The sequence below is a fragment of the Caulobacter sp. UC70_42 genome (genome assembly GCF_044056025.1).
Lineage (GTDB): Bacteria > Pseudomonadota > Alphaproteobacteria > Caulobacterales > Caulobacteraceae > Caulobacter.
Genome location: NZ_CP171994.1, coordinates 4,584,182 through 4,610,188, shown reverse-complemented (window position 1 = coordinate 4,610,188; position 26,007 = coordinate 4,584,182). Strand labels below are relative to the sequence as shown.

Annotated in this window: 31 protein-coding genes and 1 pseudogene; 9 read left to right on the top strand and 23 right to left on the bottom strand. The window is 66.3% G+C overall.

Features of this window, described 5'->3' with window-relative positions; genetic code table 11:
• Positions 1-203: 203 nt before the first annotated feature.
• Positions 204-1,550, bottom strand: a complete 1,347-nt coding sequence (locus ACHMW8_RS23165; RefSeq protein ID WP_395443877.1) for an ATP-binding protein — start codon at positions 1,548-1,550, stop codon at positions 204-206.
• 2 nt (positions 1,551-1,552) lie between these two features.
• On the bottom strand, positions 1,553-2,272 hold the full coding sequence (locus ACHMW8_RS23160; RefSeq protein ID WP_395443876.1) for a response regulator: 720 nt from the start codon (positions 2,270-2,272) through the stop codon (positions 1,553-1,555).
• A 155-nt stretch (positions 2,273-2,427) separates the two neighbouring features.
• Here ACHMW8_RS23160 and ACHMW8_RS23155 point away from each other — a divergent pair, with 155 nt between their 5' ends.
• The 3 genes from ACHMW8_RS23155 to ACHMW8_RS23145 all read left to right on the top strand — a co-directional run bounded on the left by ACHMW8_RS23155 (position 2,428) and on the right by ACHMW8_RS23145 (position 4,264).
• Positions 2,428-2,835: a hypothetical protein gene (locus ACHMW8_RS23155; RefSeq protein WP_395443875.1), complete on the top strand. Its 408-nt coding sequence runs from the start codon at positions 2,428-2,430 to the stop codon at positions 2,833-2,835.
• 203 nt (positions 2,836-3,038) lie between these two features.
• The gene (locus ACHMW8_RS23150; RefSeq protein WP_395443874.1) at positions 3,039-3,332 is read left to right on the top strand and encodes an EF-hand domain-containing protein; all 294 of its coding nucleotides are present in this window, start codon (positions 3,039-3,041) and stop codon (positions 3,330-3,332) included.
• Positions 3,329-4,264, top strand: coding sequence for an alpha/beta hydrolase (locus tag ACHMW8_RS23145; RefSeq protein WP_395443873.1), 936 nt, complete (start codon positions 3,329-3,331; stop codon positions 4,262-4,264). The genes ACHMW8_RS23150 and ACHMW8_RS23145 overlap by 4 nt, the downstream gene beginning before the upstream one ends.
• Before the next feature lie 176 nt (positions 4,265-4,440).
• Here ACHMW8_RS23145 and ACHMW8_RS23140 read toward each other — a convergent pair whose 3' ends face one another.
• The 12 genes and pseudogenes from ACHMW8_RS23140 to ACHMW8_RS23085 form a co-directional block, all read right to left on the bottom strand.
• Positions 4,441-5,088, bottom strand: coding sequence for a DsbA family oxidoreductase (locus ACHMW8_RS23140; RefSeq protein ID WP_395443872.1), 648 nt, complete (start codon positions 5,086-5,088; stop codon positions 4,441-4,443).
• A 207-nt stretch (positions 5,089-5,295) separates the two neighbouring features.
• Complete coding sequence (locus ACHMW8_RS23135) at positions 5,296-5,421, bottom strand: hypothetical protein (RefSeq protein WP_395443871.1); 126 nt, start codon at positions 5,419-5,421, stop codon at positions 5,296-5,298.
• Between the two features lie 32 nt (positions 5,422-5,453).
• The gene (locus ACHMW8_RS23130; protein ID WP_395443870.1) at positions 5,454-5,780 is read right to left on the bottom strand and encodes a hypothetical protein; all 327 of its coding nucleotides are present in this window, start codon (positions 5,778-5,780) and stop codon (positions 5,454-5,456) included.
• Positions 5,777-6,550 carry an exodeoxyribonuclease III gene (locus ACHMW8_RS23125; RefSeq protein WP_395443869.1) on the bottom strand — a complete coding sequence of 258 codons (774 nt, stop codon included), beginning with the start codon at positions 6,548-6,550 and terminating at the stop codon, positions 5,777-5,779. The genes ACHMW8_RS23130 and ACHMW8_RS23125 overlap by 4 nt, the downstream gene beginning before the upstream one ends.
• Positions 6,547-6,867 carry a DUF3606 domain-containing protein gene (locus ACHMW8_RS23120; RefSeq protein ID WP_395443868.1) on the bottom strand — a complete coding sequence of 107 codons (321 nt, stop codon included), beginning with the start codon at positions 6,865-6,867 and terminating at the stop codon, positions 6,547-6,549. Before ACHMW8_RS23120 ends, ACHMW8_RS23125 begins: the two co-directional genes overlap by 4 nt.
• Positions 6,868-7,505: 638 nt before the next feature.
• Positions 7,506-8,090, bottom strand: coding sequence for an alpha-ketoglutarate-dependent dioxygenase AlkB (locus tag ACHMW8_RS23115; RefSeq protein ID WP_395443867.1), 585 nt, complete (start codon positions 8,088-8,090; stop codon positions 7,506-7,508).
• Between the two features lie 8 nt (positions 8,091-8,098).
• Positions 8,099-11,254, bottom strand: a complete 3,156-nt coding sequence (locus tag ACHMW8_RS23110; RefSeq protein WP_395443866.1) for an error-prone DNA polymerase — start codon at positions 11,252-11,254, stop codon at positions 8,099-8,101.
• A complete protein-coding gene (locus tag ACHMW8_RS23105) occupies positions 11,251-11,502 on the bottom strand; it encodes a DUF6504 family protein (protein ID WP_395443865.1) in 252 nt (83 codons plus the stop codon). The genes ACHMW8_RS23110 and ACHMW8_RS23105 overlap by 4 nt, the downstream gene beginning before the upstream one ends.
• Before the next feature lie 305 nt (positions 11,503-11,807).
• Positions 11,808-11,996, bottom strand: a pseudogene (locus tag ACHMW8_RS23100) (DNA polymerase Y family protein); the annotation flags it as partial.
• Complete coding sequence (locus ACHMW8_RS23095; RefSeq protein ID WP_395443864.1) at positions 11,972-12,634, bottom strand: hypothetical protein; 663 nt, start codon at positions 12,632-12,634, stop codon at positions 11,972-11,974. The pseudogene ACHMW8_RS23100 and the gene ACHMW8_RS23095, both read right to left, overlap by 25 nt.
• Before the next feature lie 64 nt (positions 12,635-12,698).
• Positions 12,699-13,157: an ImuA family protein gene (locus tag ACHMW8_RS23090; RefSeq protein WP_395443863.1), complete on the bottom strand. Its 459-nt coding sequence runs from the start codon at positions 13,155-13,157 to the stop codon at positions 12,699-12,701.
• Positions 13,154-13,399, bottom strand: coding sequence for a hypothetical protein (locus ACHMW8_RS23085; RefSeq protein ID WP_395443862.1), 246 nt, complete (start codon positions 13,397-13,399; stop codon positions 13,154-13,156). The genes ACHMW8_RS23090 and ACHMW8_RS23085 overlap by 4 nt, the downstream gene beginning before the upstream one ends.
• 308 nt (positions 13,400-13,707) lie before the next feature.
• Between ACHMW8_RS23085 and ACHMW8_RS23080 the strand changes: the two genes are divergently transcribed.
• Together ACHMW8_RS23080 and ACHMW8_RS23075 are read left to right on the top strand one after the other, a co-directional pair.
• Positions 13,708-13,920 carry a hypothetical protein gene (locus ACHMW8_RS23080; protein ID WP_395443861.1) on the top strand — a complete coding sequence of 71 codons (213 nt, stop codon included), beginning with the start codon at positions 13,708-13,710 and terminating at the stop codon, positions 13,918-13,920.
• A 205-nt stretch (positions 13,921-14,125) separates the two neighbouring features.
• Positions 14,126-14,617 (top strand): hypothetical protein, encoded by a 492-nt coding sequence (locus tag ACHMW8_RS23075; protein ID WP_395443860.1) that lies wholly within the window; start codon positions 14,126-14,128, stop codon positions 14,615-14,617.
• Positions 14,618-14,847: 230 nt separating this feature from the next.
• Here the strand turns inward: ACHMW8_RS23075 and ACHMW8_RS23070 are convergent, their stop codons facing one another.
• Positions 14,848-15,018: a DUF3885 domain-containing protein gene (locus tag ACHMW8_RS23070; RefSeq protein WP_395443859.1), complete on the bottom strand. Its 171-nt coding sequence runs from the start codon at positions 15,016-15,018 to the stop codon at positions 14,848-14,850.
• A gap of 109 nt (positions 15,019-15,127) precedes the next feature.
• Here ACHMW8_RS23070 and ACHMW8_RS23065 point away from each other — a divergent pair, with 109 nt between their 5' ends.
• Complete coding sequence (locus ACHMW8_RS23065) at positions 15,128-16,156, top strand: IS110 family transposase (protein WP_395443856.1); 1,029 nt, start codon at positions 15,128-15,130, stop codon at positions 16,154-16,156.
• 833 nt (positions 16,157-16,989) lie between these two features.
• Here the strand turns inward: ACHMW8_RS23065 and dinB are convergent.
• The gene (gene dinB, locus ACHMW8_RS23060) at positions 16,990-18,060 is read right to left on the bottom strand and encodes a DNA polymerase IV (protein WP_395443858.1); all 1,071 of its coding nucleotides are present in this window, start codon (positions 18,058-18,060) and stop codon (positions 16,990-16,992) included.
• 154 nt (positions 18,061-18,214) lie between these two features.
• On the opposite strand from dinB, the gene ACHMW8_RS23055 reads away from it, so the two are divergent.
• Entirely contained in the window at positions 18,215-18,562 is a 348-nt protein-coding gene (locus ACHMW8_RS23055) for a hypothetical protein (RefSeq protein ID WP_395443857.1), read from the top strand.
• Between the two features lie 408 nt (positions 18,563-18,970).
• On the opposite strand, the gene ACHMW8_RS23050 is transcribed toward ACHMW8_RS23055, so the two are convergent.
• The 4 genes from ACHMW8_RS23050 to ACHMW8_RS23035 all read right to left on the bottom strand — a co-directional run bounded on the left by ACHMW8_RS23050 (position 18,971) and on the right by ACHMW8_RS23035 (position 22,816).
• Positions 18,971-19,726, bottom strand: a complete 756-nt coding sequence (locus ACHMW8_RS23050; RefSeq protein WP_395446039.1) for an SOS response-associated peptidase family protein — start codon at positions 19,724-19,726, stop codon at positions 18,971-18,973.
• 269 nt (positions 19,727-19,995) lie between these two features.
• Positions 19,996-21,024, bottom strand: coding sequence for an IS110 family transposase (locus tag ACHMW8_RS23045; protein WP_395443856.1), 1,029 nt, complete (start codon positions 21,022-21,024; stop codon positions 19,996-19,998).
• Positions 21,025-21,372: 348 nt separating this feature from the next.
• A complete protein-coding gene (locus tag ACHMW8_RS23040; protein WP_395443856.1) occupies positions 21,373-22,401 on the bottom strand; it encodes an IS110 family transposase in 1,029 nt (342 codons plus the stop codon).
• A 154-nt stretch (positions 22,402-22,555) separates the two neighbouring features.
• Positions 22,556-22,816, bottom strand: coding sequence for a hypothetical protein (locus ACHMW8_RS23035; protein ID WP_395443855.1), 261 nt, complete (start codon positions 22,814-22,816; stop codon positions 22,556-22,558).
• A gap of 36 nt (positions 22,817-22,852) precedes the next feature.
• On the opposite strand from ACHMW8_RS23035, the gene ACHMW8_RS23030 reads away from it, so the two are divergent.
• Positions 22,853-24,024 (top strand): IS3 family transposase gene (locus tag ACHMW8_RS23030; protein ID WP_395443854.1). Its coding sequence is split into 2 segments (ribosomal slippage): positions 22,853-23,126 and positions 23,126-24,024, totalling 1,173 coding nucleotides; the frame shifts between segments, so codons are not numbered across the junction.
• A 330-nt stretch (positions 24,025-24,354) separates the two neighbouring features.
• Here the strand turns inward: ACHMW8_RS23030 and ACHMW8_RS23025 are convergent.
• Positions 24,355-24,618, bottom strand: a complete 264-nt coding sequence (locus tag ACHMW8_RS23025; protein ID WP_395443853.1) for a DksA/TraR family C4-type zinc finger protein — start codon at positions 24,616-24,618, stop codon at positions 24,355-24,357.
• Positions 24,619-24,821: 203 nt separating this feature from the next.
• On the opposite strand from ACHMW8_RS23025, the gene ACHMW8_RS23020 reads away from it, so the two are divergent.
• Positions 24,822-25,193 (top strand): hypothetical protein, encoded by a 372-nt coding sequence (locus tag ACHMW8_RS23020; RefSeq protein ID WP_395443852.1) that lies wholly within the window; start codon positions 24,822-24,824, stop codon positions 25,191-25,193.
• Here ACHMW8_RS23020 and ACHMW8_RS23015 read toward each other — a convergent pair.
• On the bottom strand, positions 25,190-25,366 hold the full coding sequence (locus ACHMW8_RS23015) for a hypothetical protein (RefSeq protein WP_395443851.1): 177 nt from the start codon (positions 25,364-25,366) through the stop codon (positions 25,190-25,192). The genes ACHMW8_RS23020 and ACHMW8_RS23015 overlap by 4 nt on opposite strands.
• Before the next feature lie 68 nt (positions 25,367-25,434).
• Positions 25,435-25,839, bottom strand: coding sequence for a thermonuclease family protein (locus ACHMW8_RS23010; RefSeq protein WP_395443850.1), 405 nt, complete (start codon positions 25,837-25,839; stop codon positions 25,435-25,437).
• Positions 25,840-26,007: the final 168 nt, after the last annotated feature.

The window sequence follows — 26,007 nt, the reverse complement described above, 5'->3', positions numbered from 1 at the left end:
GGGTGGGGATGGCGTCTAGGCTATTGCGGGGGCAACTTGCCCTGCGCGCGGCCGAAGAACACGGGTCGCCGGTTCGGACCCCGACGCGACTGGGTCTAGGATCGAGGTTCCTCAGCCCGCGGCAGGGCCTGGCCGGCGTCTTTCTAGACGAGTTGCGCGGCGTGGTTGCCGCTTCATCGCCAGCAAGGGGCGTGGGAGAAAGCCTAGTCCGGCGCGCTCGATGGCAACCGGAGCGTGGCCGCCAGGCCGCCTTGCGGGCGATTAGCCATCATCAGCTCACCGCCCTGGCCCCGGGCCAGGGCCTGGACAATCGACAGGCCAAGGCCGGCCCCGCCCGTGCTGCGGTTGCGAGAGGCTTCGCCCCGTTCGAATGGCTCGGTGAGGGTGGCCAGCGCTTCGGGCGGCAGGCCCGGTCCATCGTCGAGCACCGTGATCTCGACCTGGCGGTCCCGGTGACCCACCTCGAGCGTGACCGCCCCGCCGTAGCGGATGGCGTTGTCGATCAGGTTGTCGAGCATCCGTCGCAGAGCCAGTGGCGCCGCCCAGACGGTCGCCGCGACGCCTGGCGCGAAGACGATCGTCTGTCCCATCTCGCGGCGCAGGGCCACCAGAGCTTCGAGTTCGCCGCGAAGGTCGATCGATCGGGCGCCGTCGCCACGCCCCGCGTCCTGCCGCGCGAACAGCAGGGTGTCATCCAGCAGCTGGGCCATCTCCGCCAGGTCGGCCCCGGCCTTGGCCCGCTGGGTTTCGTCGGCGATGAACTCGGCCCGCAAGGTCAGGCGCGTCAGATAGGTGCGCAGATCGTGGGCGATGGCCGCCAGCATCCGGGTGCGCTCCTCCATCAGGCCGCGAATCCGACCCTGCAGCGTGTTGAATGCCGCCGACAATTCGCGCAGCTCGCGCGGACCGCGAAGGGGCAGGGGCTTAGCGTCCAGGCCATCGCCGAACCGCGCCACGGCGTGGGCCAGCAGGCTGACGGGGCGGGTGGTCTGCCGCACGGCCAGGACCAGCATGAGCAACGTGACCCCCAGGAGGGCGGCGGCGGCCAGCGCGACACGGCCGAAGAACCGCCGGGCGGTCTCGGGCGCGCGCCGGCGCAGGACCAACACCTCGCCGTCGACCAGGCGCACCGACAGCCGCAGGGCGTGGCGGCCGGGCAGGGCGCCCTCCCGAAGCCTGCCGCCGCGCCGGATGTCGATCCGCAAAGGGCGATCGCCCAGAGCCAAACGATAGGCCTGGTAGCCGGGGTCACGGTCGTCGGCGATCCGGGCGCGGGGCCGCAACGGAGGAAAGTCCGGCTCCAGGGTCGTGCGGATCACGCCGGTATCGAGCGCTATGATGACCTTGGCCCGAGCCCAGGGCGGGGTGGCCTCCACCGCCTCGACGATCGCTCGGGCCTCGGCAGGGCGAGGCAGCTGATAGAAGCGCACGCCACCTTCGCCGCCGCCCTGCGGCCAGACCAGAAGGGCCGCGCCGACCGACAGCATCATCGCCAGGCCGGCCAGCAGGATCGCCGTCATGCGCGTGGAGAGGTTGTCGGCCAGCAACATGGTCAGAGCCGCTCGACCGCGACGCTGAACAGGTAGCCGCCGCCGCGCACGGTCTTGATCAAGCTCGCGCCCCCGGCGCCGGCGCCGAGCTTGCGGCGCAGGCGACTGAGCAGCACGTCGACGGCGCGGTCGAACGGCTCGGCGCTGCGCCCTCGCGTCCAGTCTAGCAACTGGTCGCGGCTGAGCACCCGCTGGGCGTGACGCAGGAAGGCCATCAGCAGATCGTGCTCGCCGCCGGTCAGGACCACGGCCTGGCCATCGGGATCGGTCAGGTCGCGGCTGGCGGTGTCCAGCCGCCAGCCGGCGAAACCCAGCGTCTCGGCCGGTGGGGCGCTGGTCACGCGGTGGATCTCGCGCGTGCGGCGCAGGATCGCCTTCACCCGGGCCAACAGCTCGCGTGGATTGTAGGGCTTGGGCAAGTAGTCGTCGGCCCCGATCTCCAGGCCGATCACCCGGTCTATATCGTCGCCCTTGGCGGTGACCATCAGGATCGCGACCTCGCCGGCCGCCCGCAGCCGCCGGCAGACCGATAACCCGTCCTCGCCCGGCATCATGATGTCCAGCAACACCAGGTCCACCCGGCGGCGGGCGACCAGGCGATCGAACGCCGACGCATCCTCGCAGCCCACGGCCTCATAGCCTTCGCGGCGCAGCAGCCCCAGGGTCAGGTCCCGGATTTCGGCGTCGTCTTCCACGACCGCGATCAGCGTGTTGTCGGCCATGACCCGCCAAATGCCCCAAGCCCGGTCCCGGCGAAAGCCGCGACCACGCCCGTTTACACTTCGACACAGTTCGTTGGACGCGCGCAAACCGGCGATTGCCCGGCCGTGGTCAGGTGGCGGTGTCGAGGGACACCGACCTATTCCACGGAGCCATCATGCGTAAAACTTCCATTCTAGCCGCCGGCCTCTCCTCTCTGGGGGTGCTGGCCGCGATGATCGCGGTTCCCGCCCAGGCCGGTCAGCACGGCCGTCTCGTCAACGTGCAGGGCGCCCGCGGCCACGGCTATGTTCACAGCCGTGACGTCAGCCGCCAGCCGGGCGCCCTGTCGGTATCGCGCGGGACCCAGACCAATTCGGGCCGCGGCATCGCCAGCAATCGCAGCGCCAGCTGGGGCGAGGGCGCTTATCACGGTGGCGCGACGCGCACCTTCAACAACGGCGCCGCGGCCACCCGCAGCACCAATGTCGTCGACAACCACGACGGGACGGTCAGCTACGACCATTCCCGGACCGGTTACGACGGCGCGACGCGTTCGGTCAGCGGCACGGTGAGCCGCCCCTGATGATCCGTTCCTGATCGAACCCGTCTCGGCCCGCGGCGCATCCTTTCAAAGCGCTGCGGGCCGTCCGCCTTTGGAGTAGACCATGAAGTTTCTCGTCCTGTCGGCCGCCCTGGCCTTGGTTTTCACCAGCGCCCAGGCGGCCTCGCGCACACTTGGCGCGGCGCTGGAGAAGGCAGACGCCAACCACGACGGCTACGTCACCCGTGCTGAATTCAGCGACTTCTCGATCGGCCCAGTTCGAACGCCTGGACCGCAACGGCGATGGCGTGGTGACACTCTCGGAGTTTCCGCGCCTGGCCAAGTCGAGCCGTCCCAAGGCCAAGGCGCTCAAGGCGGTCATTACCCATGCCGACCAGGACGGTGACGGTCGCGTCACCCGCCCGGAATTCGTCGACGGACCGGCTCCGCTGTTCGACCGCGCCGACCGCGACCATGATGGCCGCCTGTCGCGTGATGAGGTCGCCGCCGTCCGCGACCAGCTCGAGGGCCTCAAATGAAGACCTTGCCCCTCAAGATCGCGGTGATCACCTTGGCGGCTTTGGCCTTCACGGGCGCTGGCGCCGTCGAGGCCGCCCAGCTTGGGCTGGGAATGGGCGGACAATTGCGCCAGCGCCTTATGGAAAAGAAGGCAGAGGAGGAACGCCCGATTGATCTGCAGGCCATCCTGCCCGGCGCTCGCAAGCGGACCGACGCCTATGGGACCGACGCCGCCCAGCGTCTGGACGTCTACATCCCGCCGGGCGCGCGCAACGCGCCCATCCTGGTCATGGTGCATGGCGGCGCCTGGATGATCGGGGACAAGGCCAATACCGGCTCGGTCGAGAACAAGCTGAGGCACTGGCTGACGCGCGGCTGGATCGTCGTCAGCGTCAACTACCGGATGCTGCCCGACGCTATGGCCTACGAGCAGGCCCAGGACGTGGCTGAAGCGGTGCAATGGGTCCAGGGCTATGCCGAAGACTGGGGCGGCGATCCGAGCAAGGTGATCCTGATGGGGCACTCGGCCGGCGCCCATCTGGTCGCTCTGATCTCCGCGCGCCCCGACATGGTCGGCAAGGCGTGGGCGGGGACGGTGGTGCTGGATTCTGCCGCCATGCAGGTCTCGGCGACCATGGCGGGACGCCATCCGCGCTTCTACGACGAGGCCTTCGGCGCCGACCCGGCCTACTGGGCCAAGGCCTCGCCGATGGATCAGTGGACGCCGAGGGCCGTGCCGATGATGCTCGTGTGTTCGACGCGTCGTCCGGACGAGCCGTGTGACGACGCGCGCCGATTCCAGGCCAAGGCGCGGGCGGCGGGGCGCGACATGCCCGTTCTGCCCCAGAACCTGACCCATGCCGACGTGAATCGTACCCTGGGCTCGCCAAGCGCCTATACCGACGCGGTGGACGCCTATATCGCCGAGCGGCTTGGTCGGCTTAGTCGCTAGGGCCCGCGACGTCACGCTTAACCCAGCGTACGGGAGGGTTGCTGCACATCTGTTGCCGCCAATCTCCAACGGCCTTGGCCGCCAATCTAAGCTGGCGAGCGAATTCTGGCTGTGCGGGTGATTGCCCATCAGGCGATGATCGCGCGGATGGCTTGCGTGGCGAGGCCTAAGCCGGGTCAGGCCTCGGCGGCGATTTGACGGAGCGCCTGTTCGAAGTATTCGGCCGGCTGGCCGCCCGAGATCAGATAGCGGTCGTTGATCACCACGGCCGGCACCGAGCTGATCCCCGCCGCCTGCCAGACGCGTTCGGCCTCGCGCACCTCCTCGGTGTAGCGGCCCGAGGTCAGCACCTCGTGGGCCGCGTGCGGGTCCAGGCCCGCCTTCATCGCCGCGCGCACCAGCACCTCAAAGTCGGCGGGACTGTCGTTGTCGGTGAAATAGGCGTCGAACAGGGCGCGCTTGAGCGCCTTCTGGTCGCCGACCAATCCCGCCCAGTGCAGCAGGCGGTGGGCATCGAAGGTGTTGTAGATGCGGCTGTTCTCGTCGGTGGCCATGGTGAAGCCCACGGATGCGGCCCGGTCATGGATGGCTTGGCGGTTGGCCGCCGACTGCTCCCGCGTCGCCCCGTACTTCTGGGCCACGTGCTCGACGATGTTCTGGCCCTCGGGCGGCATGTTCGGGTTCAGCTCAAAGGGCTGGAAATGGATCTGCGCCTCGACCAGGTCTCCAACCCGCTCGAGCGCGGCCTCCAGCCCGCCAAGACCCACCACGCACCAGGGGCAGGAAACGTCGGAGACGAAGTCGATCTTCAGGGGCTTGGTCATCGGGCGATCCATGCGGCGGGAACGCAGATATAGGCGCGCGGAGGGAGATTGCATCGGCCGGGGCGCGGTCGCCGACATGATGGGCAGCGCCCGCGAGCAATTTGAGCGGTCAGCACGGGCAGTCCTCGAGCGGCCAAGTTGCCGACTGAACGGCGAGGTGGTCACGGTCGAGACCGGCGCGGGCCAAGTGCATCTGTTCTGGACGCGCTAGGCGCGGGGCAGGGCGCTCAAGGCGGCGAAAGCCAGGCCGGCGGCGAGCAGGGCGGCGACGAACACACCGGTCCAGCCGGCGGGCGTCAGGAGACGAGCAGTGGGGCGTTGGCGTGAGGGCATGGCGTCAAGGTAGGGCTGCGCGCACGGCGGCGCTAGGCGTCACCATGACGCGCGAACCATTCTGCGTAGGCGGTGGTCCTGGCCATGTGGCGATTGAGGTCCGGCGCGCCATCGGTCCACCAGACCGGACCGCGTTCACCCAGGCCGACCTTGGCGGCGTCGACTTGAGCGCGCGCTTGGGCCAGAGCGGTTGGGTCATCGCGGGCCAGGGCCGTGCGCACGGCGCGGCGGGCGTCCATCAATACGTCGACCAACGCTTGGCGGCGCTGCGGAGAGAGGTCGGGATTGCTGGTGCGCCACAACCGCCCGCGCACGACGAGGTAGCGGCCATCCGGCGTGACGGGCGGCGGGGGCTTCATCGCTCGAGCTGGATCCAGGCCGGGGCGTGGTCGCTGGCGCCGTCCAGGCCCCGCACCCAGCGATCGACCCCGGCGTCGACGAGCTGATCCGCTAGGTCCGGCGACAGCAGTAGGTGGTCGATGCGCAGGCCTTTGTCCTTGGGCCAGCGCTCGCGCAGATACGACCAGTAGGTCCATGGCGGGTCTTGCGGATGGATGGCGTGCAGGGCGTCGGTCCAGCCTTGCGCGAGCAGGCGCTGGAACGCGGCGCGGCTTTCGGGGCGGAGCAGGGCGTCGCCGCCGTACGAGTGCTTGGCGTAGATGTCGGCCTCGGTGGGGACGACGTTGTAGTCGCCGGCCAACACGACGGGCGCGCCGCTGGCCAACAGGCCCTGGGCGTGCGCGAGGAGCGCCTCGAACCAGGCCAGCTTGTAGTCGAACTTGGGGCCGGGAAGAGGATTGCCGTTGGGCAGGTAGAGGCAACCGATCAGCACGCCGTTCACCGCCGCCTCGATATAGCGGCTCTGGGTCGGGTCCGGCTCACCGGGTAGGGCGTTGCGGGTCAGGACCGGGGTCATGCCGCGCGCCAGGATCGCCACGCCGTTCCAGGTCCGCTGTCCCTTCCAGACCGCGCCATAACCCATTTGCTCCAGCGCTTCGGCCGGGAAGCGGCCTTGCTCGGCCTTCAGTTCCTGGAGACACACGACATCGGGCTGGGCCTCGTCGAGCCACTCGATCAGCGGGTCGAAACGGCTTAGCACATTGTTGATGTTGAGGGTCGCGATCCTCAATCGGCCGCGCCGCGCGCGGAGCGCAGCCGCATCGCCACGGCTTCGCTGTCGGGTCCCACCGCAATCACCGCGTTTCGGACCGCCTCGGGAGTCACGCCCAGTCGGTCGGCGCAGCGCTGGAGCGCGGCGGGATCATCCTGATCGATCGCCTCGACATGACCCTGGTCGGCCTTGGCGGCGGCGGCTTCCAGGCGCTTGGCCGTGTCGCGGGCCGCGCCGGGCGTTATCGACATGCTCGCCGGGCCCGGACCCATTACCGTCACCTCGCCGTCCACGGCGCTGACGTGGCTGGGATCGTCGTAGACGTCTTTGACCATGGCGATGTCCTCCTCCACGTCTGCTCAACCCGCCGCGTCGGGCGCGCGTTCCTTGGCCAACAGGGTGGGGCGCCGGGAACAGGTTGGCGGGCCTGCGGATTCGTCTTTCGAAAGGGAGACTTAGCGCCATGTCCAAACGTGAACTGATCGAGCCGACCTCAGGCGACAAGCGCCAGGCGCGCCGCGATGACGAGGGGCTTGGTCGTCATCCCGATCGCCGGACCGCGACGCCGATCTTGCCGTCTCCACGGTGAAGCGACGCAGATCGCCTTGCCGCTGCAAAGCCTCCAAGCGCCCGTGAGGACGCCTCGCGGGTTGCGCGACCGGGCTCTACGTCGCCGGCAAGCCGGCGCCGCCGAGCCTTGCGCCTCGGCTCAAGGCTCGGCCCTAGCGGGTCACCATCCCTGGCGCGGGGCCGGGCCGTCGGCCCGGACACGACCGGCGCGAAGAACACGCTGATTTTGGTCGAAGGCGAAGCGGAATAGCGGGCGAAAGCCACACAACCGCCCACGGCCAGAAGCCGGCGGGCGGGCGTCCTGTCGCCGTTGTGGACGCCCTTGGCGACCCCATATCCGACGGATGTCGAAGACAGGCGCGCGTCTCACCGACCAGGCTGGATTGCTCGACGACAAGCCGGTCTAGCGCCGAACCGTTCGGAACGTCACCGAATATCGCATTGCTTCGACCGCCGGGATGGAGTGCTGCCAGTCGCTGCGTGCTGGCCCGCTCATCAGGTAGGCCGAGCGGGGCTCGGCGACGATGGTGGCGCGCTCCCAGCGATCGCCGGACTTACGCCGAAGTCGAAAGTGGCAGGGTGAGACGAGCGATACGCCGGCGATGGCCACGGCTGGCGGCCGGTCGCGGTGCCAGCCGATCCCCGCGCCCGGCGAATATTCCGTCACCAGGGCATGACGGAAGGTGTCCTGCGCCAAGCCGGTGAACGCCGCGACCTTGGTCAGCAGAGGCGCCAGCAGGTCTGGGATCGGCTCGCCGGTCTCGACCATTCGGCCGGCGTCGTCCTGGCGCCAGCCAAAGCCGGCGATGCGGCGGTTGCCGAAGTAGCCCAGATGCTCATAGGGCTTGAACGGAAGGTCTTGGAAGCTGGCGACCAGGTCGCGTTCTTCCTCTGCGCTGATCAGCCCGGCTTGGTAGCGGAAGCCTTCGGGCAGGGGCGTCTTCGGCGCGATCGGCAGGTCAAAAAGCGACGGCTGGGCGTCCATCATCGGGTCCTTCAGCAGAAGTTGCGGCTTCGGCGCGCCCAGGCCAGATCGCCGCCGTCGGCGCCGCGATCCTGCAAGTTGGCCATGAGCGGCGTGAGGTCATGGAGCTGGTGGGCGACCAGGTGGACGACATCGCCCTCGCGCTGGATGCGCCCATCGACCCCGATCAGGTGCGCGCCGATGGCGATGCGGCGCTGCTTTTCATAGAGCGTCTTCCAGATCACCAGGTTGGACACCCCGGTCTCGTCCTCGATGGTCATGAACATCACGCCCTTGGCGGTGCCGGGCATCTGGCGCACCAGCACCAGGCCGGCAGTCTTGATGAAGCGGCCGTCGCGGGCGCTGGCGGCGACCTGGCAAGGCACGCGCTTGAGGCCGTCCAGGTCCTGGCGCAGCAGCGCGAGCGGATGGCGGCGTAGCGACAAGCCGACATGGCTGTAGTCCTCGATGATCTCGCGGCCCTCGGTCATCGCTTTCAAGGCGGGATCTGGCTCATTGAGGTCGGAGACGTCCGATTGGTCGAACAGCGGCAAAGCGACATCGCGCAGGCCCTTGATGGCCCAGCCCGCCTCGCGGCGTGCCAGGCCAAGGCTGGGTCCGAACGCATCGGCTTCGGCCAGGCGGGTCAGGGCGCCGGTCCCGACCTGGGCGCGCCGCCACAGGTCGGCGATCGAGGAAAAGGGGTCGTCGGCGCGGGCCAGCACCAGGCGCGCGGCGTCATACTGGGCAAGCTTGCCGACCATGCGCAAACCCAGGCGCATCGCCAGCGCGCCGCTTGGCTTTTCCTCTAGGGTGCAGTCCCAGCGCGAGGCGTTGACGCAGATGGGGCGCACCTCCACCCCATGCTCGATGGCGTCGCGCACGATCTGGGCCGGCTGGTAAAAACCCATCGGCTGGCTGTTGAGCAGGGCCGCGCAGAAGACGTCCGGGTGGTGGCATTTGAGCCAGGATGAGGCGTAGGCCAGGAGCGCGAAGCTGGCGGCATGGCTTTCCGGAAAGCCGTAGGATCCAAACCCCTCCAGCTGGCTGAAGGTCTGCTCAGCGAACTCCAGGGGGTAGCCGCGCTCGACCATGCCGCCGACCAACTTGGTCTTGAAGTGGCTGACCCCGCCGGTGAATTTGAAGGTGGCCATGGCGCGGCGCAGCTGGTCGGCCTCGCCGGGCGTGAAGCCGGCGCATTCGATTGCCACCCGCATGGCCTGCTCCTGGAAGAGCGGTACGCCCAGGGTCTTGCCCAGGACCTTCTCCAGCTCGGGCTTGGGATAGCTCACCGGCTCCTTACCCTCGCGACGGCGAAGATAGGGATGGACCATGTCGCCCTGGATGGGGCCTGGCCGCACGATCGCCACCTCGATGACGAGGTCGTAGAAGCTGCGCGGCTTGAGGCGCGGCAGCATGGCCATCTGCGCGCGGCTTTCGATCTGAAAGACCCCGAGCGTGTCGGCCCGGCGGATCATCGCATAGGTGCGTGGATCCTCCGGCGGGATGGTCGCCAGTTCGAGCCCGACCCCCTTGTGGTCGCCCAGCAGATCCAGGCCCCGCTTGAGGCAGGTCAACATGCCCAGCGCCAGACAATCGACCTTCATGAACTTCAGTTCGTCGATGTCGTCCTTGTCCCATTCGATGATCTGGCGGTCCTTCATCCGCGCCGGCTCGATAGGCACGAGCTCATCGAGGCGGTCGTGGGTCAGGACAAAGCCGCCGGGGTGTTGGGAAAACTGCCGGGGCGTGTTGAGGAGCTGCTGAGCCAGTTCCAGCGTCAGGCGCAGACGGCGGTCGGAGAGATCCAGGCCCATGTCGCGGGCGTGTCTTTCCTCGATGTCCTCGCGGCTGAAGCTCCAGATCTGGCTAGACAGGCCCTTGGTCATGTCCTCGGGCAGGCCAAGCACCTTGCCCACGTCGCGCACGGCCCCGCGCGGCCGGAACCGATGCACGACCGCGACGATGGCGCTGCGATGACGGCCATAGGTCTCGAACACCCACTGCATGACCGCCTCTCGCCGGCCGTGCTCGAAGTCGACGTCGATGTCGGGCGGCTCGTCGCGCTCGGCGCTGACGAAGCGCTCGAAGAGGAGATCGTTGCGCTCGGGATCGATGGAAGTGATGCCCAGCACGTAGCAGACGGCTGAATTGGCGGCCGAGCCACGGCCCTGGCAAAGGATGTCCTGGCTGCGCGCATAGGCGACAATCGAGTTCACCGTCAGGAAATAGGGCGCGTAGCCGAGGCTTCCGATCAGCTTCAGTTCGTGGTTGAGAATGCGCCGGACCTCGGTCGTCACCCCATCGGGAAAGCGCCGCGCCGCGCCGTCCCAGGTCAGGCGCTCAAGGGTCTCTTGCGCGGTCTCGCCGTCTTGGGCGACCTCGCGCGGATACTGGTAGCTGAGCTCGCTGAGCGAGAACCGGCAGCGTCGGGCGATGGCCACGGACGCGGCGACGGCGGCGCGGTGGCGCGCGAAACGACGCTGGACTTCGGCCGGCGCGAGCAGATGCCGGTCGGCATGCCGATCACGCTTGAAACCGACGTCGTCGATGGTCGTGTGCTCACGAATACAGGTGACGACGTCCTGCAGCAGGCGCCGGTCCTTGTCATGAAAGAGGACGCGGTTGGTGACCACCGGCGTGACGCCGGCCGCAAGGGCCAGACGCTCCAGCGCGTAGAGCCGCATGGCGTCGCCAGGCCGGCGGCGCAGCGTCAGAGCCATGTGGGCGTCGGTCCCGAAGATGGCGGCAAGGCGAAACAGCTGCTGGGCGCAGGCGTCATCCGCTTGATCAGGGACCAGAATGGCGATCAGGCCCTCGGCGTGGGCGGCCAGGTCCTGCAGGTCGAGGTCACATGCCCCCTTGCCCCCTCGAGCCTTGCCCAGGGTGAGAAGCCGGCAGAGGCGCCCATACGCGGCCCTGTCGGTCGGCAAGACCACGATGGTCGTATCGTCGCGCAGGACCAACTCGCAGCCGACGATCAGGCGGACCCCGGTCGACTTGGCCGCCACGTGGGCCTGCACCATGCCTGCCAAGCTATTACGGTCGCAGAGGGCCAAGGCGCGATAGCCCAGGCGCGCGGCCTCGTCGAAGAGTTCGGCGGGCGAGGAGGTCCCACGCAGCAGTGAGAAATGCGAAGCGCATTGCAGTTCGACGTAGTCGCCAAGGTCTTGGGTTGGATCCTTCATCCAAACACCCCGGCCATGAACCAGCGTTGGCTGCCCGTCGCGGCGTCTTCGCCATCGCCGTCGCGAAAGATCCAATAGCGCTCGCCGCCTTCGTCCTCGACCTGGAAGTAGTCGCGTGACCGGGCCAGTTCCGCGTCGGCCTTCCACCACTCGCCAAACACCCGCTCGGGGCCGTCGGCGCAACGCACGCGCCGGCGCACGCCGCGCCAGGTGAACGAGGCCGGCGGCTGGTCGGGCAGGAGCGCCACTGTGTCGATCGGCTCGGGCGGGAGAAGAAGCGGGTCGGGCGCGGCCAGTCGACGGGCCAGGAAAAGGCGCCAGGCTGTTCGAGCGCCGGCGTCTTGCGCACGCTTCGTTCGGGCAGGTCGCTGTCAGCGCTGACCAGGCGGTATACGTGCTCGGCGCCCAGACGGTTGGCCAAGGTGTCGATCAAGCCGGAAAGGTCGGCGCCGCGCCGCCGGCCGGTCAGCGCTTCGTCCTGCTTGTAGGCCAAGGGTTCGACCCCCGGCGCGGCCAGGACCATCTTGTCGACCCCAAAGCCCGGATCGACCTGCTCCAGTTTCTCGCAGAGGAGCTTGGCCAGGCGCGCGGCGTCGCGCGAGGGCGCGGCCAGCCCCACGCGCACGGTCTCGATGCGGTTATCGACGCGGAAGAAGAAGGCGTCGATCGCCTTGGCGCCGAGGCTTGCCGCTTCCAGGGCCGCGCAGAGCTCGACGGTCAGTTCGCCCAGAAAGCGCGCCATGGTCTCGGGCGCCCCGATCGGCTCGGCGAAGATCTTGGCGGTTCGCAGGGTCTCGGGCGCAAACACCGGCTCGATCGGCTCGCACGCTCGGCCGAACGCCTGATCAAGCCGTCGGATGGGCTCGAGGCCAAAGCGATGGGCCAACGGACCTTTTGGCGTGGCCTCGAGTTCACCGATGGTGTCGAAACCCGGCTTGGCCAGCGCCTGCACGAGGTCGGACGGCAGGCGCAGCGCCGCGACAGACAGGGGATGGAGCTCTCGGCCCAACGCGCCTTGCGGCAGGACGAAGATCGATCGCGCGTTATAGCGGGCCAGGGCATGGGCGCCGCCCAACTGTCGGCGATGGCGACCTTGGCGACCAGCCCGACCTTGGCGAGCCGATCGCGGATGTCGATCGCCATCTTCTCCTCGCCGCCGAAGAGATGGGAGCAACCCGTGGCGTCGATGACCAGGCCATCGGGCGGGTCTGCCGCCACGCTCGGCGAATATAGCCGCTGGGCCCAGAGCGCCAGGCGCTGCAAGGCCGCCAGATCGCCCTCCGCATCAAGGTCATGCAGGACAAGACACGGAACCAAGGCGGTGGCGTGGGCCACGGCCTGACCGATCCGCAGGCCCGCTTTGGCGGCGGCCAGGTTCATGTGCGCCACCGCGCGCCGGCGTCCCACCCGTCCGACCATCACGACCGGCGTATCGGGCGCGGTGTCAGGCGACGGCGCGCTCCTGCCGGTGGTCTTTTGGACCTGCGTCCGGGCCAGCCGGTCGGTGGGCCAGCGGGGCAGGAAGACGGAGATGACCCTTTGCGTCACAGGCTTCTAACTCGATGTCGAAGGCGTCGCCGGCGCGGCAGCGGAGAAGTTCGAGAAACCAGCGGGGACGGCCCACGCCGGGAACAGGCAGCGGAGATGAGGGCAGGGGCGACACGCGCCAGCGTGTCTCGGCCGCCGTCGGTTGACCAAGGTCGGCGGCGTCGGCCACGCGCCGCCATCGTCTGACGGCAATGGCCAGTTGGCCGCTCTTCTCGGCCGCCAGCTGCAGCCTGCGCGAGGCGGTCATGGAGAGCTTGCCGACCTCGCCGACCACACCCGCCAGGCCTGGCCATCGCAGGCCTTCCTCCATCGCCGCCAATACCCCGGCCTCGTCGCCCGCGTCGGCGAAGATCACCCGCTCCGGGGCAGGCCAGCCTGGGCCAGAGAGGGAGCGAAGAGATCGGCTTGGCGACGACACCACAGGACCTCGCCTTGAGCCCGCGCCAGAATGCCCGCCGCGAAACGGGCCGCCGCGGCCCCATGCAAAGCTTCGTCGGCGCCGCCGGCCACCTCATGCAAGGCGCCCAGCGCCAGGCCGCCGCCCGGCAGGCGCGCGTCCAAGGGCGCGATGCCGAACGGCAGCACAGCGCGGGTCACCCGATCCTGCGCTTCGAGAGCGCGAACCTTGCGGCGGAGCGCGTCGAGCGCGGCGGGAGCGGGGTGAGGGGACATGCTGACAAAACGACCGTGTTCCATCTTTGTTCTATCGTCGCCGCGAGAGTCAACGACCCCCGGGTGCGACTCCAGCGCGCGCCAAGGCCAAGATTCCATGTGGGGCAAGGGTTTGAGCGGACTCGGAATTTTTCGACCGCGACCGAACCTGACGTAAGCGTGGCTGGACGGCGTCGGCCTCTGGTCGCTAAGCTTTCTGATGCCCGCCAGGGTGGCGTCGGGAGGCCGGGGTCATGGACGATGATGACAAGCCAGCGCCGCGCCCGCTCTTGCGGGAATGGCAGGGCTGGGTCGCCTGCGTGCTGGGTTCGGTGATGCCGACGGCGATGCTGACCAGCGTCATTCAGATGATCGACGGCAAGATCGAGCCCTGGTTCGGGCCGGGCCTTTTCATTGCCCTCTTCACGCTAGCGGTTCTGGCCATGCGGCCCTGGACCCTGCGCTAGATAAAGGACGCAAGCACTGGACCGCCAGGGCCAGACATCTTGGTCACTCAGCGCCACGCCGATGGTCGCCCTAAGCGGACATTGGTGACTTCTGAGAAGGGGGGGGAACGGACTGTCTGTCAAAAGGCCGCCATCATGTTTAAAAAACGCGGGACGCGAGCCAAGGCCAAGGTTACGTGACACTAACGCAGGGTGGGGTCCGCCGATGTTTTCGAAAACGCCGCAAGACATTTTCCAGTGGGCGGCCGCTGTTGCTACCCTTGTCACGGTCTTCGCGGGTCTGATCGCTGGCTTCGCTTCAGGTGCGCTCAAACGCTTTAGCTTCGCTGGCATCACTATAGAAGGTGGGGTGACCCCTGAGCTGATTGCCGAATTCAAGAAGGCATCTGCCGCATCGGGCTCCCAAGAGGAAAAGCCGTTCGAGGTTGTGGCGCTTTCCAACTACTACAACCATGCTCTTCTACGGGCGAATGTGAGTTTTTGGTTCAGTATAGTATTTGCCTCTATAGGCTTTTGCGTAATCATATTCGCCTTCGCAACCCATGACCGAGCCGACCTGTGGGGCACCGTTGTTAAGGCCGCTAGCGGCACTGTGATCGATGCAGTCGCCAGCTTGTTCTTCGTCCAATCGACAAATGCGCAGAAGTCCATGTCTGACTTCTTCGAGAAACTTCGCCTTGACAGGCTGAATGCTTAGGCACGCAGTCTCATATCCGAGATCGAAAACATAGAGCGGCGAGATCAACTGAGGGCTCAGTTGGTGCTCAAGTACGCCGCGATAGACAAGCTGCTGATTGGTTAGTGGATTTGTAGGTCCGCTGAGGGTCGGGTGCGGAAATGAGGTCCGCGCCTGAGACCGGACCTTAGGCGCCATTCCGGAAAGCGGACGGGGCGAAGGTCTGTTCGGGGTGGTTGTCGGACGTTGCGTCAGCCTTCGAACGCCTCGGTCATCCTGGGGCGATCGTAGTCTAGGAGCCACTTGTCGAACCGCTGGTAAAGTCCAGATGTCGTTTCCTTGGCGATAGAGGTGATGTCCATGCCTCGGTCGTCATAGGCATTGACCGACACGCCTCGCTCCAGGTCGACAAGTTTAGACATGACGGGCGCTTGCGGCATGACGCCGATGTCATGTGTTGGTGTGGACGGCCTCTCATCCCAACGGTTTGATGGCGCTTAGCGTCAACAAGCCAGTCGAGAGGAGAGCAACATGGTTACACCAGTGCGTATCGGCATGGACACGGCTAAGTCCGTGTTCCAGCTCCACGGAGTGGATGAGAACGAGATTGTAGTTCTGCGGCGCCAGCTCCGGCGCGCCGACATGATCCGCTACTTCGAAAAGCTTCCGCCGGCCCTTGTCGCCATCGAGTCCTGCGGCAGTTCCCACCATTGGGCGCGGCTCCTGGAGTCATTCGGCCACGAGGTGAAGCTGATCCCGCCGCAGTACGTGAAGCCGTACGTTAAGCGCGGGAAGAACGACGCGGCCGACGCCGAAGCGCTCTGCGAGGCCGTCACCAGGCCGACGATGCGCTTCGTGCCTGTAAAGTCCAAGGAGCGTCAGGCGGCCTGCATGTTGATGACCGTGCGCGAACGCCTGGTCATGGTGAAGTCGCAGCTCAGCAACTCTTTCCGGAGCTATGCGGCGGAGTTTGGGATCGTGGGCCCGTCCGGCCGGCAGAACGTCAACGGTCTGATCGCGCGTGTCCTCGAAGATGACACGCTGCCGGAACTGGCCCGCGAGCTGTTCCACTTCCAGGCCAAGGAGTACGCCGCAGTCGAGGCGCGCCTGGCGGAGATCGACGCGAAGCTAATGAAGTGGCACCGCGCTGACGAGCTGAGCCGGCGCATCGCCACCATTCCCGGCGTCGGTCCTATTGGCTCGACGATGCTGAGCATGAAAGCGCCGCCGGCGGAGACCTTCGGCTCCGGGCGCGACTTCGCGGCCTGGCTTGGTCTCACGCCGCGAGACCATTCGACGGGCGGTCGATCAAGGCTCGGCGGGATCACCAAGGCCGGAGATCCATCGATCCGGTCAACGCTGATCGTCGGGGCCACAGCGCTGCTGCGCCATGTGCGCCTCGGGCATACAAAGCCATCGCCATGGCTGGCCAAGCTCATGGAGCGGAAGCCGCCCAAGCTGGTCGCGGTAGCGATGGCCAACAAGTTCGCCAGGATCGCTTGGCGGCTGATGGTGTCGGGCGGAGTATACACCCGACCCGCAGCGCTGAACCCGACCTGATCTGAGACCGGCGCCCGGAAGCCAACGAGGCTGCACCCGGACCGCCCAGGAGACTTGCACGAACGAATAGATGGAAATGACCGATCGGTCGGTACGCGCGACATTCCGAAGATTGCACTGGCACCCAGATGTCGCCAATGTGTTTGGAGCGCGAGTAGCGAACACCATCTTGGCCAGCGAGGTTTCCTCGCGCAAACAGGCCGGACATCTGATAGCAAGCGATTAGGTCAGATAGTCTACGCGTTCACTGCAAGCGGGGGGCCGTCCACATCTGCAATCTGGTTCCAGAGCAAGATGTCGGCTTGATCCCAAGTCAGCTGTACAGCGCGATGGAGCCAAGGTTTAGCCTCGTCGTCGCTCGCCTCCTCCGGCCAGCGATAACCGCTCCAAGTCGCTAGATTCGACTCGGTTGGCACTCCCATCTCCTCTAGGTGTCCGAAGGCGGTACCCTTGTTCCAGCCTCGCCACTTCGCTCCTATTTCTCGTTTGGGATCAGGATAGGCCGCGATGACACCAATCAAGTTGTCTGTCGGGAGAGCTGCCCGGGCTAGGACGCGTGCACGATCGTAGCTGCTCGTGAACATGGTCACGTAGGAGTCACCCTGGTTCAGCTCAAATCTGAGCCGATATGGCGAGGCCCACAGTCCACGCTCCCAGTCAGGTCCAAAAGATAAGCTCATCGTTGTTCTATAGGTGGCGTGAGTAAGGTCAGCAAAGGGTCGAAAGCGGAAATGGCGCGCTGCCCGTCAGCGGTCCTTAGCCCCTTCCGTCGCCGTGGCGCTGAGTGACCACGTGTCTGGCGAAGGCCGTCCAAGGTGCTGGCGACCTCTAACCTAGACGGGCAGGACGGCCTGCACGGCCGGCGGGGCGCCGGCGAAGTTCGAAACGGTCACGCCGAGCAGCCGCACGCCCCTCCGAAGGGGATAGACCGACCGGACGAGGTCTTGTGCGAGACCGCGCAGGGTGGCGGCGTCGGAGATAGCGCTTGGGAGCGAGCGTCGGCGCGTCGCCTGCTCGAAGTCGGCATACTTGATCTTGACCGTGGCGGTGCGACCAAAGGCTTGCGCCTTGCCGCACCAGGCAAAGACCTTGTCGGCCAGGGCGGCGACCTCGGCTTCGATCCGCGCGGTATCGAGCAGATCGGTCTCGAAGGTGGTCTCCGAGCCAGACGACTTGCGCTCGCGATCGGGATTGACCGGCCGGTCATCGATGCCGCGTGCGATATCGTAGAACCACGGACCCGACCGACCGAAATGATGGACCAAGTACTCCAATGATTGCCGATGCAGGTCCTCGCCGGTCTCGATCTTTAAGCGCTTCATCTTGTCTTCAGTGACCTGGCCGACGCCGTAGAAGCGGCCAATCGGTAGGGTGGCGACGAATGCCTGACCCTTGCCAGGCGCGACGAGGAACTGGCCGTTGGGCTTGTTCTGGTCCGACGCCATCTTGGCTAGAAACTTGTTGTACGAGATCCCCGCCGACGCGGTCAGACCCGTCTCGGCGGCGATGCGCTGGCGAATAAGTCTGGCGGTTTCAGTGGCGCTGCCCACGCTGGCCAGATCAGCACTGACATCGAGATAGGCTTCGTCGAGCGACAGCGGCTCTATCAGATCGGTGTAGTCGGCGAAGATGCCGTGGATCTGGCGCGAGACGGCGCGATAGACCTCGAACCGATGCGGGACGAAGACGAGCTGCGGGCACTTTCGCAGGGCCGTCGACGACGGCATCGCCGAACGCACCCCGAACTTGCGGGCCTCATAACTGGCCGCGGCGATCACCCCGCGCGCGGCCGGCGAGCCGACCACCACCGGCTTGCCGCGCAGGCTTGGATCATCGCGTTGTTCGACCGACGCATAGAAGGCGTCCATGTCGATATGGATGATTTTGCGGGGCGGCGACTCCATGTCCCCAGCTATTTAGCACTCTGTGAACGAAACGGGAACTTTCTCCTTGAGCGAGCGACCGCAATAGCGTGAAACCAAAAGGACCGCGACGCCGCGCCACAAAGGAAGGCGTGGCGGAAACGGTCCATCCTAGGTCGTCATCGGAGTGCTGGTCGTGTCGCGTATCGAGGGTGAGTTCCTGACCCTGGCCTTGGAGATCGGCTTGGCCGAAACCATCGCCGAGACCCTCAAGGACGTTGAGCGGGCGATCGTCGACCTGCCGGACACCCAAAGCGCCCATCGCCATCGCCGACGGCTCGAGGAGCAGCGCGCCTCGCTTCGCAATCCGACCTTGCGCAACAGCGCGGCCTTGGTGGTTTCGATGTGCGCCAAGAATCCGGCTTTGACGGGCACGATCCGTCGCGCGTTCGCCGATCTCGCCGAACGCCATCCTGACCTCGCCTGGTTCTATGTTCAGTTGCCAGCGGCCACGGTAGACGAGACGCTGCGCCGGGCGAGCTAGGCGTGCGCTCGGCGAGCGCGGTTTAGCACCTCTAAGGCACGGCCACGGATTTGCGCAGAGGAGAGCGGAGATTGTCTCAGGCGCCCGACAAGCCGATTTCGACGCTCAAGCGCCCGCCCGATGCGCTCATGCGACGCTTCCATCTGGGCCAGATCGGCGCCGATACGGTCAGGACGTTCCTCACTAAAGGCTACTCGCTGGCTATCTGCTGCCGCGAATGCCCGCGACTGATCGAATGGACGCCACAGGACTTGGTGGAGAAATTCGGCGATCGGACCCACGTGAAGATCGCCGACATCGCCGCGCGGCTTTCCTGCAGCGGTGAGGAAGGGTGCGGGTGCAAGGACATCGCCGTCTTCCCCACCTTTACGATGGTCCCTGGTCGTGGACCCCGCCTGACGCTGAGCGCTAGGCTGGAACCACCTCGTCGCTCTTGCCGCCGAAGGCGACGATCTTCAGGCGGTTGGACAAAGGGCGTTGAAGCTTGGCGACCTCTGGCCAAGGCGCATCGCTCATCCAGAGGTCCCATTCCTCGGGCTCGGTCAGGATCACCGGCATAGCCTTGGAATGGTAGGTCTTCACCGGCTCGGCCGAGTCCGTCGTCAGGAAGCCATAGGCGACAATGTCCTCCCAGCCCTTGCTCTTCATCCGCACGCAGGCATGCGGCGTCCAGATGCCGGCGAAGAAGGCGGTAGGACGGGTCTCGTCGAGGGCGAACCAGATGTTCTTTCGGGTCTTCTCGTGGTCCTGGTCGGGTTCGGCGAACGATGTGAACGGCACAAGGCATCGGCTGCCGGCGCCCAGCCACGGCGCCCAGTGGGTGTTTATCTTGCCGGTCTTCTGGCTGACCGTGTTGCGGACGTTCGTCGTACCCTTGTCGGGCTCCATCTTCAGTAGCTCGTCGAAATCGAACTCCGTGCCCTTGGCGCGCAGCTTGTTGGCTCGCTCCGTGGCGGCCTCGAACAAGGCTTGTCTCGACGACGGCATGCCCCACCGCGCGTCGCGCATTACCCGCGCGCCATCCTCGCCATGAGTGATGATCGGCGCGGCGTAGTCCGGATAGATCCCGGGCATCGGCGGCTGATTGTTATTGAGGTCGGTCATCGCCCGCGCCAGGGCGGCGACTTCGGCGCGCGCCTTCATCAGGGCATAGAGATTGCAGATGTGGACGGCCCCCCGCTTGCAGTGAACGCGTAGACTATCTGACCTAATCGCTTGCTATCAGATGTCCGGCCTGTTTGCGCGAGGAAACCTCGCTGGCCAAGATGGTGTTCGCTACTCGCGCTCCAAACACATTGGCGACATCTGGGTGCCAGTGCAATCTTCGGAATGTCGCGCGTACCGACCGATCGGTCATTTCCATCTATTCGTTCGTGCAAGTCTCCTGGGCGGTCCGGGTGCAGCCTCGTTGGCTTCCGGGCGCCGGTCTCAGATCAGGTCGGGTTCAGCGCTGCGGGTCGGGTGTATACTCCGCCCGACACCATCAGCCGCCAAGCGATCCTGGCGAACTTGTTGGCCATCGCTACCGCGACCAGCTTGGGCGGCTTCCGCTCCATGAGCTTGGCCAGCCATGGCGATGGCTTTGTATGCCCGAGGCGCACATGGCGCAGCAGCGCTGTGGCCCCGACGATCAGCGTTGACCGGATCGATGGATCTCCGGCCTTGGTGATCCCGCCGAGCCTTGATCGACCGCCCGTCGAATGGTCTCGCGGCGTGAGACCAAGCCAGGCCGCGAAGTCGCGCCCGGAGCCGAAGGTCTCCGCCGGCGGCGCTTTCATGCTCAGCATCGTCGAGCCAATAGGACCGACGCCGGGAATGGTGGCGATGCGCCGGCTCAGCTCGTCAGCGCGGTGCCACTTCATTAGCTTCGCGTCGATCTCCGCCAGGCGCGCCTCGACTGCGGCGTACTCCTTGGCCTGGAAGTGGAACAGCTCGCGGGCCAGTTCCGGCAGCGTGTCATCTTCGAGGACACGCGCGATCAGACCGTTGACGTTCTGCCGGCCGGACGGGCCCACGATCCCAAACTCCGCCGCATAGCTCCGGAAAGAGTTGCTGAGCTGCGACTTCACCATGACCAGGCGTTCGCGCACGGTCATCAACATGCAGGCCGCCTGACGCTCCTTGGACTTTACAGGCACGAAGCGCATCGTCGGCCTGGTGACGGCCTCGCAGAGCGCTTCGGCGTCGGCCGCGTCGTTCTTCCCGCGCTTAACGTACGGCTTCACGTACTGCGGCGGGATCAGCTTCACCTCGTGGCCGAATGACTCCAGGAGCCGCGCCCAATGGTGGGAACTGCCGCAGGACTCGATGGCGACAAGGGCCGGCGGAAGCTTTTCGAAGTAGCGGATCATGTCGGCGCGCCGGAGCTGGCGCCGCAGAACTACAATCTCGTTCTCATCCACTCCGTGGAGCTGGAACACGGACTTAGCCGTGTCCATGCCGATACGCACTGGTGTAACCATGTTGCTCTCCTCTCGACTGGCTTGTTGACGCTAAGCGCCATCAAACCGTTGGGATGAGAGGCCGTCCACACCAACAGATGTGGACGGCCCCCCGCTTGCAGTGAACGCGTAGACTATCTGACCTAATCGCTTGCTATCAGATGTCCGGCCTGTTTGCGCGAGGAAACCTCGCTGGCCAAGATGGTGTTCGCTACTCGCGCTCCAAACACATTGGCGACATCTGGGTGCCAGTGCAATCTTCGGAATGTCGCGCGTACCGACCGATCGGTCATTTCCATCTATTCGTTCGTGCAAGTCTCCTGGGCGGTCCGGGTGCAGCCTCGTTGGCTTCCGGGCGCCGGTCTCAGATCAGGTCGGGTTCAGCGCTGCGGGTCGGGTGTATACTCCGCCCGACACCATCAGCCGCCAAGCGATCCTGGCGAACTTGTTGGCCATCGCTACCGCGACCAGCTTGGGCGGCTTCCGCTCCATGAGCTTGGCCAGCCATGGCGATGGCTTTGTATGCCCGAGGCGCACATGGCGCAGCAGCGCTGTGGCCCCGACGATCAGCGTTGACCGGATCGATGGATCTCCGGCCTTGGTGATCCCGCCGAGCCTTGATCGACCGCCCGTCGAATGGTCTCGCGGCGTGAGACCAAGCCAGGCCGCGAAGTCGCGCCCGGAGCCGAAGGTCTCCGCCGGCGGCGCTTTCATGCTCAGCATCGTCGAGCCAATAGGACCGACGCCGGGAATGGTGGCGATGCGCCGGCTCAGCTCGTCAGCGCGGTGCCACTTCATTAGCTTCGCGTCGATCTCCGCCAGGCGCGCCTCGACTGCGGCGTACTCCTTGGCCTGGAAGTGGAACAGCTCGCGGGCCAGTTCCGGCAGCGTGTCATCTTCGAGGACACGCGCGATCAGACCGTTGACGTTCTGCCGGCCGGACGGGCCCACGATCCCAAACTCCGCCGCATAGCTCCGGAAAGAGTTGCTGAGCTGCGACTTCACCATGACCAGGCGTTCGCGCACGGTCATCAACATGCAGGCCGCCTGACGCTCCTTGGACTTTACAGGCACGAAGCGCATCGTCGGCCTGGTGACGGCCTCGCAGAGCGCTTCGGCGTCGGCCGCGTCGTTCTTCCCGCGCTTAACGTACGGCTTCACGTACTGCGGCGGGATCAGCTTCACCTCGTGGCCGAATGACTCCAGGAGCCGCGCCCAATGGTGGGAACTGCCGCAGGACTCGATGGCGACAAGGGCCGGCGGAAGCTTTTCGAAGTAGCGGATCATGTCGGCGCGCCGGAGCTGGCGCCGCAGAACTACAATCTCGTTCTCATCCACTCCGTGGAGCTGGAACACGGACTTAGCCGTGTCCATGCCGATACGCACTGGTGTAACCATGTTGCTCTCCTCTCGACTGGCTTGTTGACGCTAAGCGCCATCAAACCGTTGGGATGAGAGGCCGTCCACACCAACACATCTATCGAAGGCTCCTGGCGACGGTTCCTGACGCTATCGATGGCGCGAGCGCCTGAAAAGCGCCCTCAGCGAATGGCTATGCGGCCTTGAGCCAGACCCGCGCGTGCCACCAGCCCAAGGGCGCGGCCTCGGGATCGCCCAACCCGTCAAAGAACGTCTCCACGTACTCGGCGCGCGGATGGTTCAGCACCGCCCGGGGCAACGCGCCTTCTCCGTGAAGCTCGACTTCCGGCGGCCGATCGGGCCGCACCGGATCGAGCAAGGGCTCTTCGCGCTCTTCATCGTCCAGCCAGACGAGGACACGGCCGCCCTGATCCTCCCTCGCTTGAGTGGACACCCATGCTAGCTTTTCGGAGCTGGAGAGGAGTGTCTGATGAGCGTGAAGCGTCGGGTCTTTCCGGAGACCTTCAAACGAGAAGCGGTTGACCGTGTCGCCAGCAGCGGCCTGTCGGCCGGCATGGTGGCCCGGGAGTTGGGCCTGCACGAGACGGTCCTGCGACGATGGATGATGCAGTACGGGACGCAGGTGATGGGGCCGGCGCGGCGCGCCCACACGCAAGCGCCGGCCCCGTCGCCGTCTGATCTGGCCGCCGAGAACGCCCGCCTGCGTCGCGAGAACGACCATCTGCGGATGGAGCGCGACATCCTAAAAAAAGCCGCGCTCATCTTCGGAGCGGCCTCCCGATGAAGTTCGGGTTCGTCGATGAGCACCGCGGCGCCTGGCCGGTTCGGGTGATGTGTCGGGTCCTGGGTCTGTCGGCCAGCGGCTACTATGCCTGGCGCGTCAGGCCCGAGAGCCGGCGGGCGGCGGCCAATCGCGCGCTGACCGAGGACATCCGCCTGATCCATGCCGAGAGCTGTGGGACCTATGGTTCGCCGCGCGTCCACGCCGTCCTGCGCGGTCATGGGCGCCGCGTTGGGCGCTCGCGGGTCGAGCGGTTGATGCGCCGGGCGGGCTTGCGCGGCCTGGCCGCGTTGCCTCGCCGTACCCGCACCACCGACAGCCGCCATGGCTATCCGATCGCGCCCAACAGGCTCGCCCGCAACTTCCAGGCGGCGGCTCCAGGCCAGGTCTGGCTGGCCGATCTCACCTACATCCCGACTGGCGAAGGCTGGCTCTACCTGGCCGGCGTCCTCGACATGCACACCCGCAAACTCGTCGGCTGGTCGATGCGCGACACCCTGCACACCCAGATCGCCCTGGAAGCCCTGACCATGGCCATCGCACGCCAAAAGCCCGCGCCCGGCCTCATCCATCATTCGGATCGCGGCATTCAATATGCCGCCGAGGCCTATCGCTCGGCCCTGGCCCAAGCCGGCATCACCCCCTCCATGAGCCGCAAGGGCGACTGCTGGGATAACGCCCCGATGGAGAGCTTCTTCCACACCCTCAAGACCGAGCGCGTCCATCATCGGATCTACGCCACCCGCGCCGAGGCCCGGCGCGATCTGTTCGGCTATATCGAGGGCTTCTACAATTCCCGTCGCCTGCACTCGGCTCTAGGCTATATCAGCCCCGCCGAGGCCGAACGTAGAGCGGCTTAACCCCGTCCACTCTCTCGGGGGAAGATCACCCTGACCGACGCCCAAGTGCATGGTGGCTGGGAGGGTTTGGAGATAGCCGGGCTCGCCGATGAGCTCCACGGCGATCAGCGACCTGGCGGCGGCGAGACGTTCACGGGTCATGGGAGCAGCCTTGATCATCTAGTGAAGCGGCGGCGAGTCAAAAGACGCAACGCATAGGGAGGGCCCAAGGCGCCAAGTCCTCGAGCCCGGCTCCAGGTATCGCCGCCGCGTTTTGAGATGCGGCGGGTCAGTACCGAGCCCATGAGCACCGCGCGGCCACTAGAGCGCGCCATCCTCAATCATGCTGGTTCAGCGCAGTTGGCTGTCCTTGCTGCCGCGCCGATTGATGTTGCTGAAGACCACCTGGCTGTCGCGACCGGTCTGGCACGCGATGCACGTGCGACAGCCGGGGAGGGCGCGCCGTCTGGCTTCAGGAATGTCCTCGCCGCACTCGATGCAGAACAGCAGGCTCTCGCCGGCGGGAAGGCGGGCCCGTGCATTGAGAACCCCGTCGGTCACCGTGTCTTCGATCTGGTCGAGAACGCCCCCGTCGTGTGTCCAGCCGCCTGCCATTCCCGTCTGTAACTCCTGTGTCTTGTCAGGGTCTTAGATAGGAAATCCAAATGCGCAATCCAGGTCGGGCGAGACGCGTGGGACGGGTCAGATTGTCGCGACGCGGCGGTCGCGCAGGGCTACGTCCGTGATTGGCGCGTCCGAGGCAGACCTTTGCGCCAACGGCGACTCGCTTTTCCATCGCGCCGTAAGAGGCGGACAAGATGACGTCGGACGAATTTGAAATCCTGGTGCGGGGCCTTGGCGGCAACGTCGTGACCCGCCCTGTCCTCGACACGGTCCAATTTCATGTCGGGGGCAAGGCGATCGCGACCGTCAATTGGCCGGCGCGGGGCTGGGCGGCGATCAAACTTGATCCGCGTGACCAGCCTTGGGCCATGGCCCTGAGCCCGGGGCTGTCTTCCGAGCCGGGGCGCAGACGCAACGCCGGGATCGTGCTGGCGCGTCTGGCCAGTCTTGAAGCCGATGTCGCCGCCGAGCTGCTCGCGGCCGCCTGGCGTTATGGCCAGCGGAGGCTCGCGCCCGCCATGCGGCGATCGGCTTTCGCACCGAGCGCGTCGGCCAGGGCCGCCTAGGCTGAGTCGTTGGCCGGCTGATAAGCCAGGCGCATGTCGCGGATCTGCTCAATGAGCTCGATGGCTTTGGCCCCGACCCGATACCATTGGGCCGCGCGATCGGGTGTGACCGCTTCGCTGATCGCGGCGGTGACGTCCGCGTCAAGGCGTTCGAGGGTCTTGTCGAGGTCCATCAGATCACCGATGACGCGGGCCTGATAAAGAGGCCATGGCGGTGGTCGGACCGCAATTTCGGTAAGGCTCAAGGCGCCGGAGCGGCGCTCCACAGCCCGCGCCGCGCGTTGCGCGCCTCGTTTTCGAAGCGTCCATAAGCGCCCTTGCTGTAGCGCCGGTACTCCTTGGCGAAGCCGCTGCGGATCAGGGCGGCGTTGAGGTCAGGGCTGTGGCTGGACCAGCACTTGCCGACATAGCGGCCATAACGATCACGATTGACGAACCGGCAGGCGACCCGGCCGCGCGTAAGGTCGAACAGGGTCTGCCGGGCCTCGTCGGCGAAGGGCTGAGCGGCTCTTTTGCCCCAACGGACCTCGGGCGCATCGACGCCGAAGAGCCGCACGCTTTCAGTCCCGCAGCGCAGGGTGTCGCCGTCATGCACGGGCGGGTCGTCGCAGGCGATTAGGGCGGCGAGGGTCAGAGCCAGGAGCATTCGAGTTCGTCTATCCCGCTTCGCGCCGTGCGCTAAGAGGCGCTCACGACGTTTCCCATAAGGCCAGCGCGCTGGCGCGCGCTGACTTTCTTTCTTTTCCTTTCTCCAAAAAGGGGGGTGGGCGACGCGTCCTTCTAGGCCCGCCGCGGACGGCGGCAAGCCGGCCCT

Bases quoted from the DNA above. Each gene is read 5' to 3' on its own strand.
- ACHMW8_RS23165 (WP_395443877.1), bottom strand. From the start codon at position 1,550: ATGTTGCTGGCCGACAACCTCTCCACGCGCATGACGGCGATCCTGCTG.
- ACHMW8_RS23160 (WP_395443876.1), bottom strand. From the start codon at position 2,272: ATGGCCGACAACACGCTGATCGCGGTCGTGGAAGACGACGCCGAAATC.
- ACHMW8_RS23155 (WP_395443875.1), top strand. From the start codon at position 2,428: ATGCGTAAAACTTCCATTCTAGCCGCCGGCCTCTCCTCTCTGGGGGTG.
- ACHMW8_RS23145 (WP_395443873.1), top strand. From the start codon at position 3,329: ATGAAGACCTTGCCCCTCAAGATCGCGGTGATCACCTTGGCGGCTTTG.
- ACHMW8_RS23140 (WP_395443872.1), bottom strand. From the start codon at position 5,088: ATGACCAAGCCCCTGAAGATCGACTTCGTCTCCGACGTTTCCTGCCCC.
- ACHMW8_RS23135 (WP_395443871.1), bottom strand. From the start codon at position 5,421: ATGCCCTCACGCCAACGCCCCACTGCTCGTCTCCTGACGCCCGCCGGC.
- ACHMW8_RS23130 (WP_395443870.1), bottom strand. From the start codon at position 5,780: ATGAAGCCCCCGCCGCCCGTCACGCCGGATGGCCGCTACCTCGTCGTG.
- ACHMW8_RS23120 (WP_395443868.1), bottom strand. From the start codon at position 6,867: ATGGTCAAAGACGTCTACGACGATCCCAGCCACGTCAGCGCCGTGGAC.
- ACHMW8_RS23115 (WP_395443867.1), bottom strand. From the start codon at position 8,090: ATGATGGACGCCCAGCCGTCGCTTTTTGACCTGCCGATCGCGCCGAAG.
- ACHMW8_RS23110 (WP_395443866.1), bottom strand. From the start codon at position 11,254: ATGAAGGATCCAACCCAAGACCTTGGCGACTACGTCGAACTGCAATGC.
- ACHMW8_RS23095 (WP_395443864.1), bottom strand. From the start codon at position 12,634: ATGAACCTGGCCGCCGCCAAAGCGGGCCTGCGGATCGGTCAGGCCGTG.
- ACHMW8_RS23080 (WP_395443861.1), top strand. From the start codon at position 13,708: ATGGACGATGATGACAAGCCAGCGCCGCGCCCGCTCTTGCGGGAATGG.
- ACHMW8_RS23075 (WP_395443860.1), top strand. From the start codon at position 14,126: ATGTTTTCGAAAACGCCGCAAGACATTTTCCAGTGGGCGGCCGCTGTT.
- ACHMW8_RS23070 (WP_395443859.1), bottom strand. From the start codon at position 15,018: ATGTCTAAACTTGTCGACCTGGAGCGAGGCGTGTCGGTCAATGCCTAT.
- ACHMW8_RS23065 (WP_395443856.1), top strand. From the start codon at position 15,128: ATGGTTACACCAGTGCGTATCGGCATGGACACGGCTAAGTCCGTGTTC.
- dinB (WP_395443858.1), bottom strand. From the start codon at position 18,060: ATGGAGTCGCCGCCCCGCAAAATCATCCATATCGACATGGACGCCTTC.
- ACHMW8_RS23045 (WP_395443856.1), bottom strand. From the start codon at position 21,024: ATGGTTACACCAGTGCGTATCGGCATGGACACGGCTAAGTCCGTGTTC.
- ACHMW8_RS23040 (WP_395443856.1), bottom strand. From the start codon at position 22,401: ATGGTTACACCAGTGCGTATCGGCATGGACACGGCTAAGTCCGTGTTC.
- ACHMW8_RS23025 (WP_395443853.1), bottom strand. From the start codon at position 24,618: ATGGCAGGCGGCTGGACACACGACGGGGGCGTTCTCGACCAGATCGAA.
- ACHMW8_RS23020 (WP_395443852.1), top strand. From the start codon at position 24,822: ATGACGTCGGACGAATTTGAAATCCTGGTGCGGGGCCTTGGCGGCAAC.
- ACHMW8_RS23015 (WP_395443851.1), bottom strand. From the start codon at position 25,366: ATGGACCTCGACAAGACCCTCGAACGCCTTGACGCGGACGTCACCGCC.
- ACHMW8_RS23010 (WP_395443850.1), bottom strand. From the start codon at position 25,839: ATGCTCCTGGCTCTGACCCTCGCCGCCCTAATCGCCTGCGACGACCCG.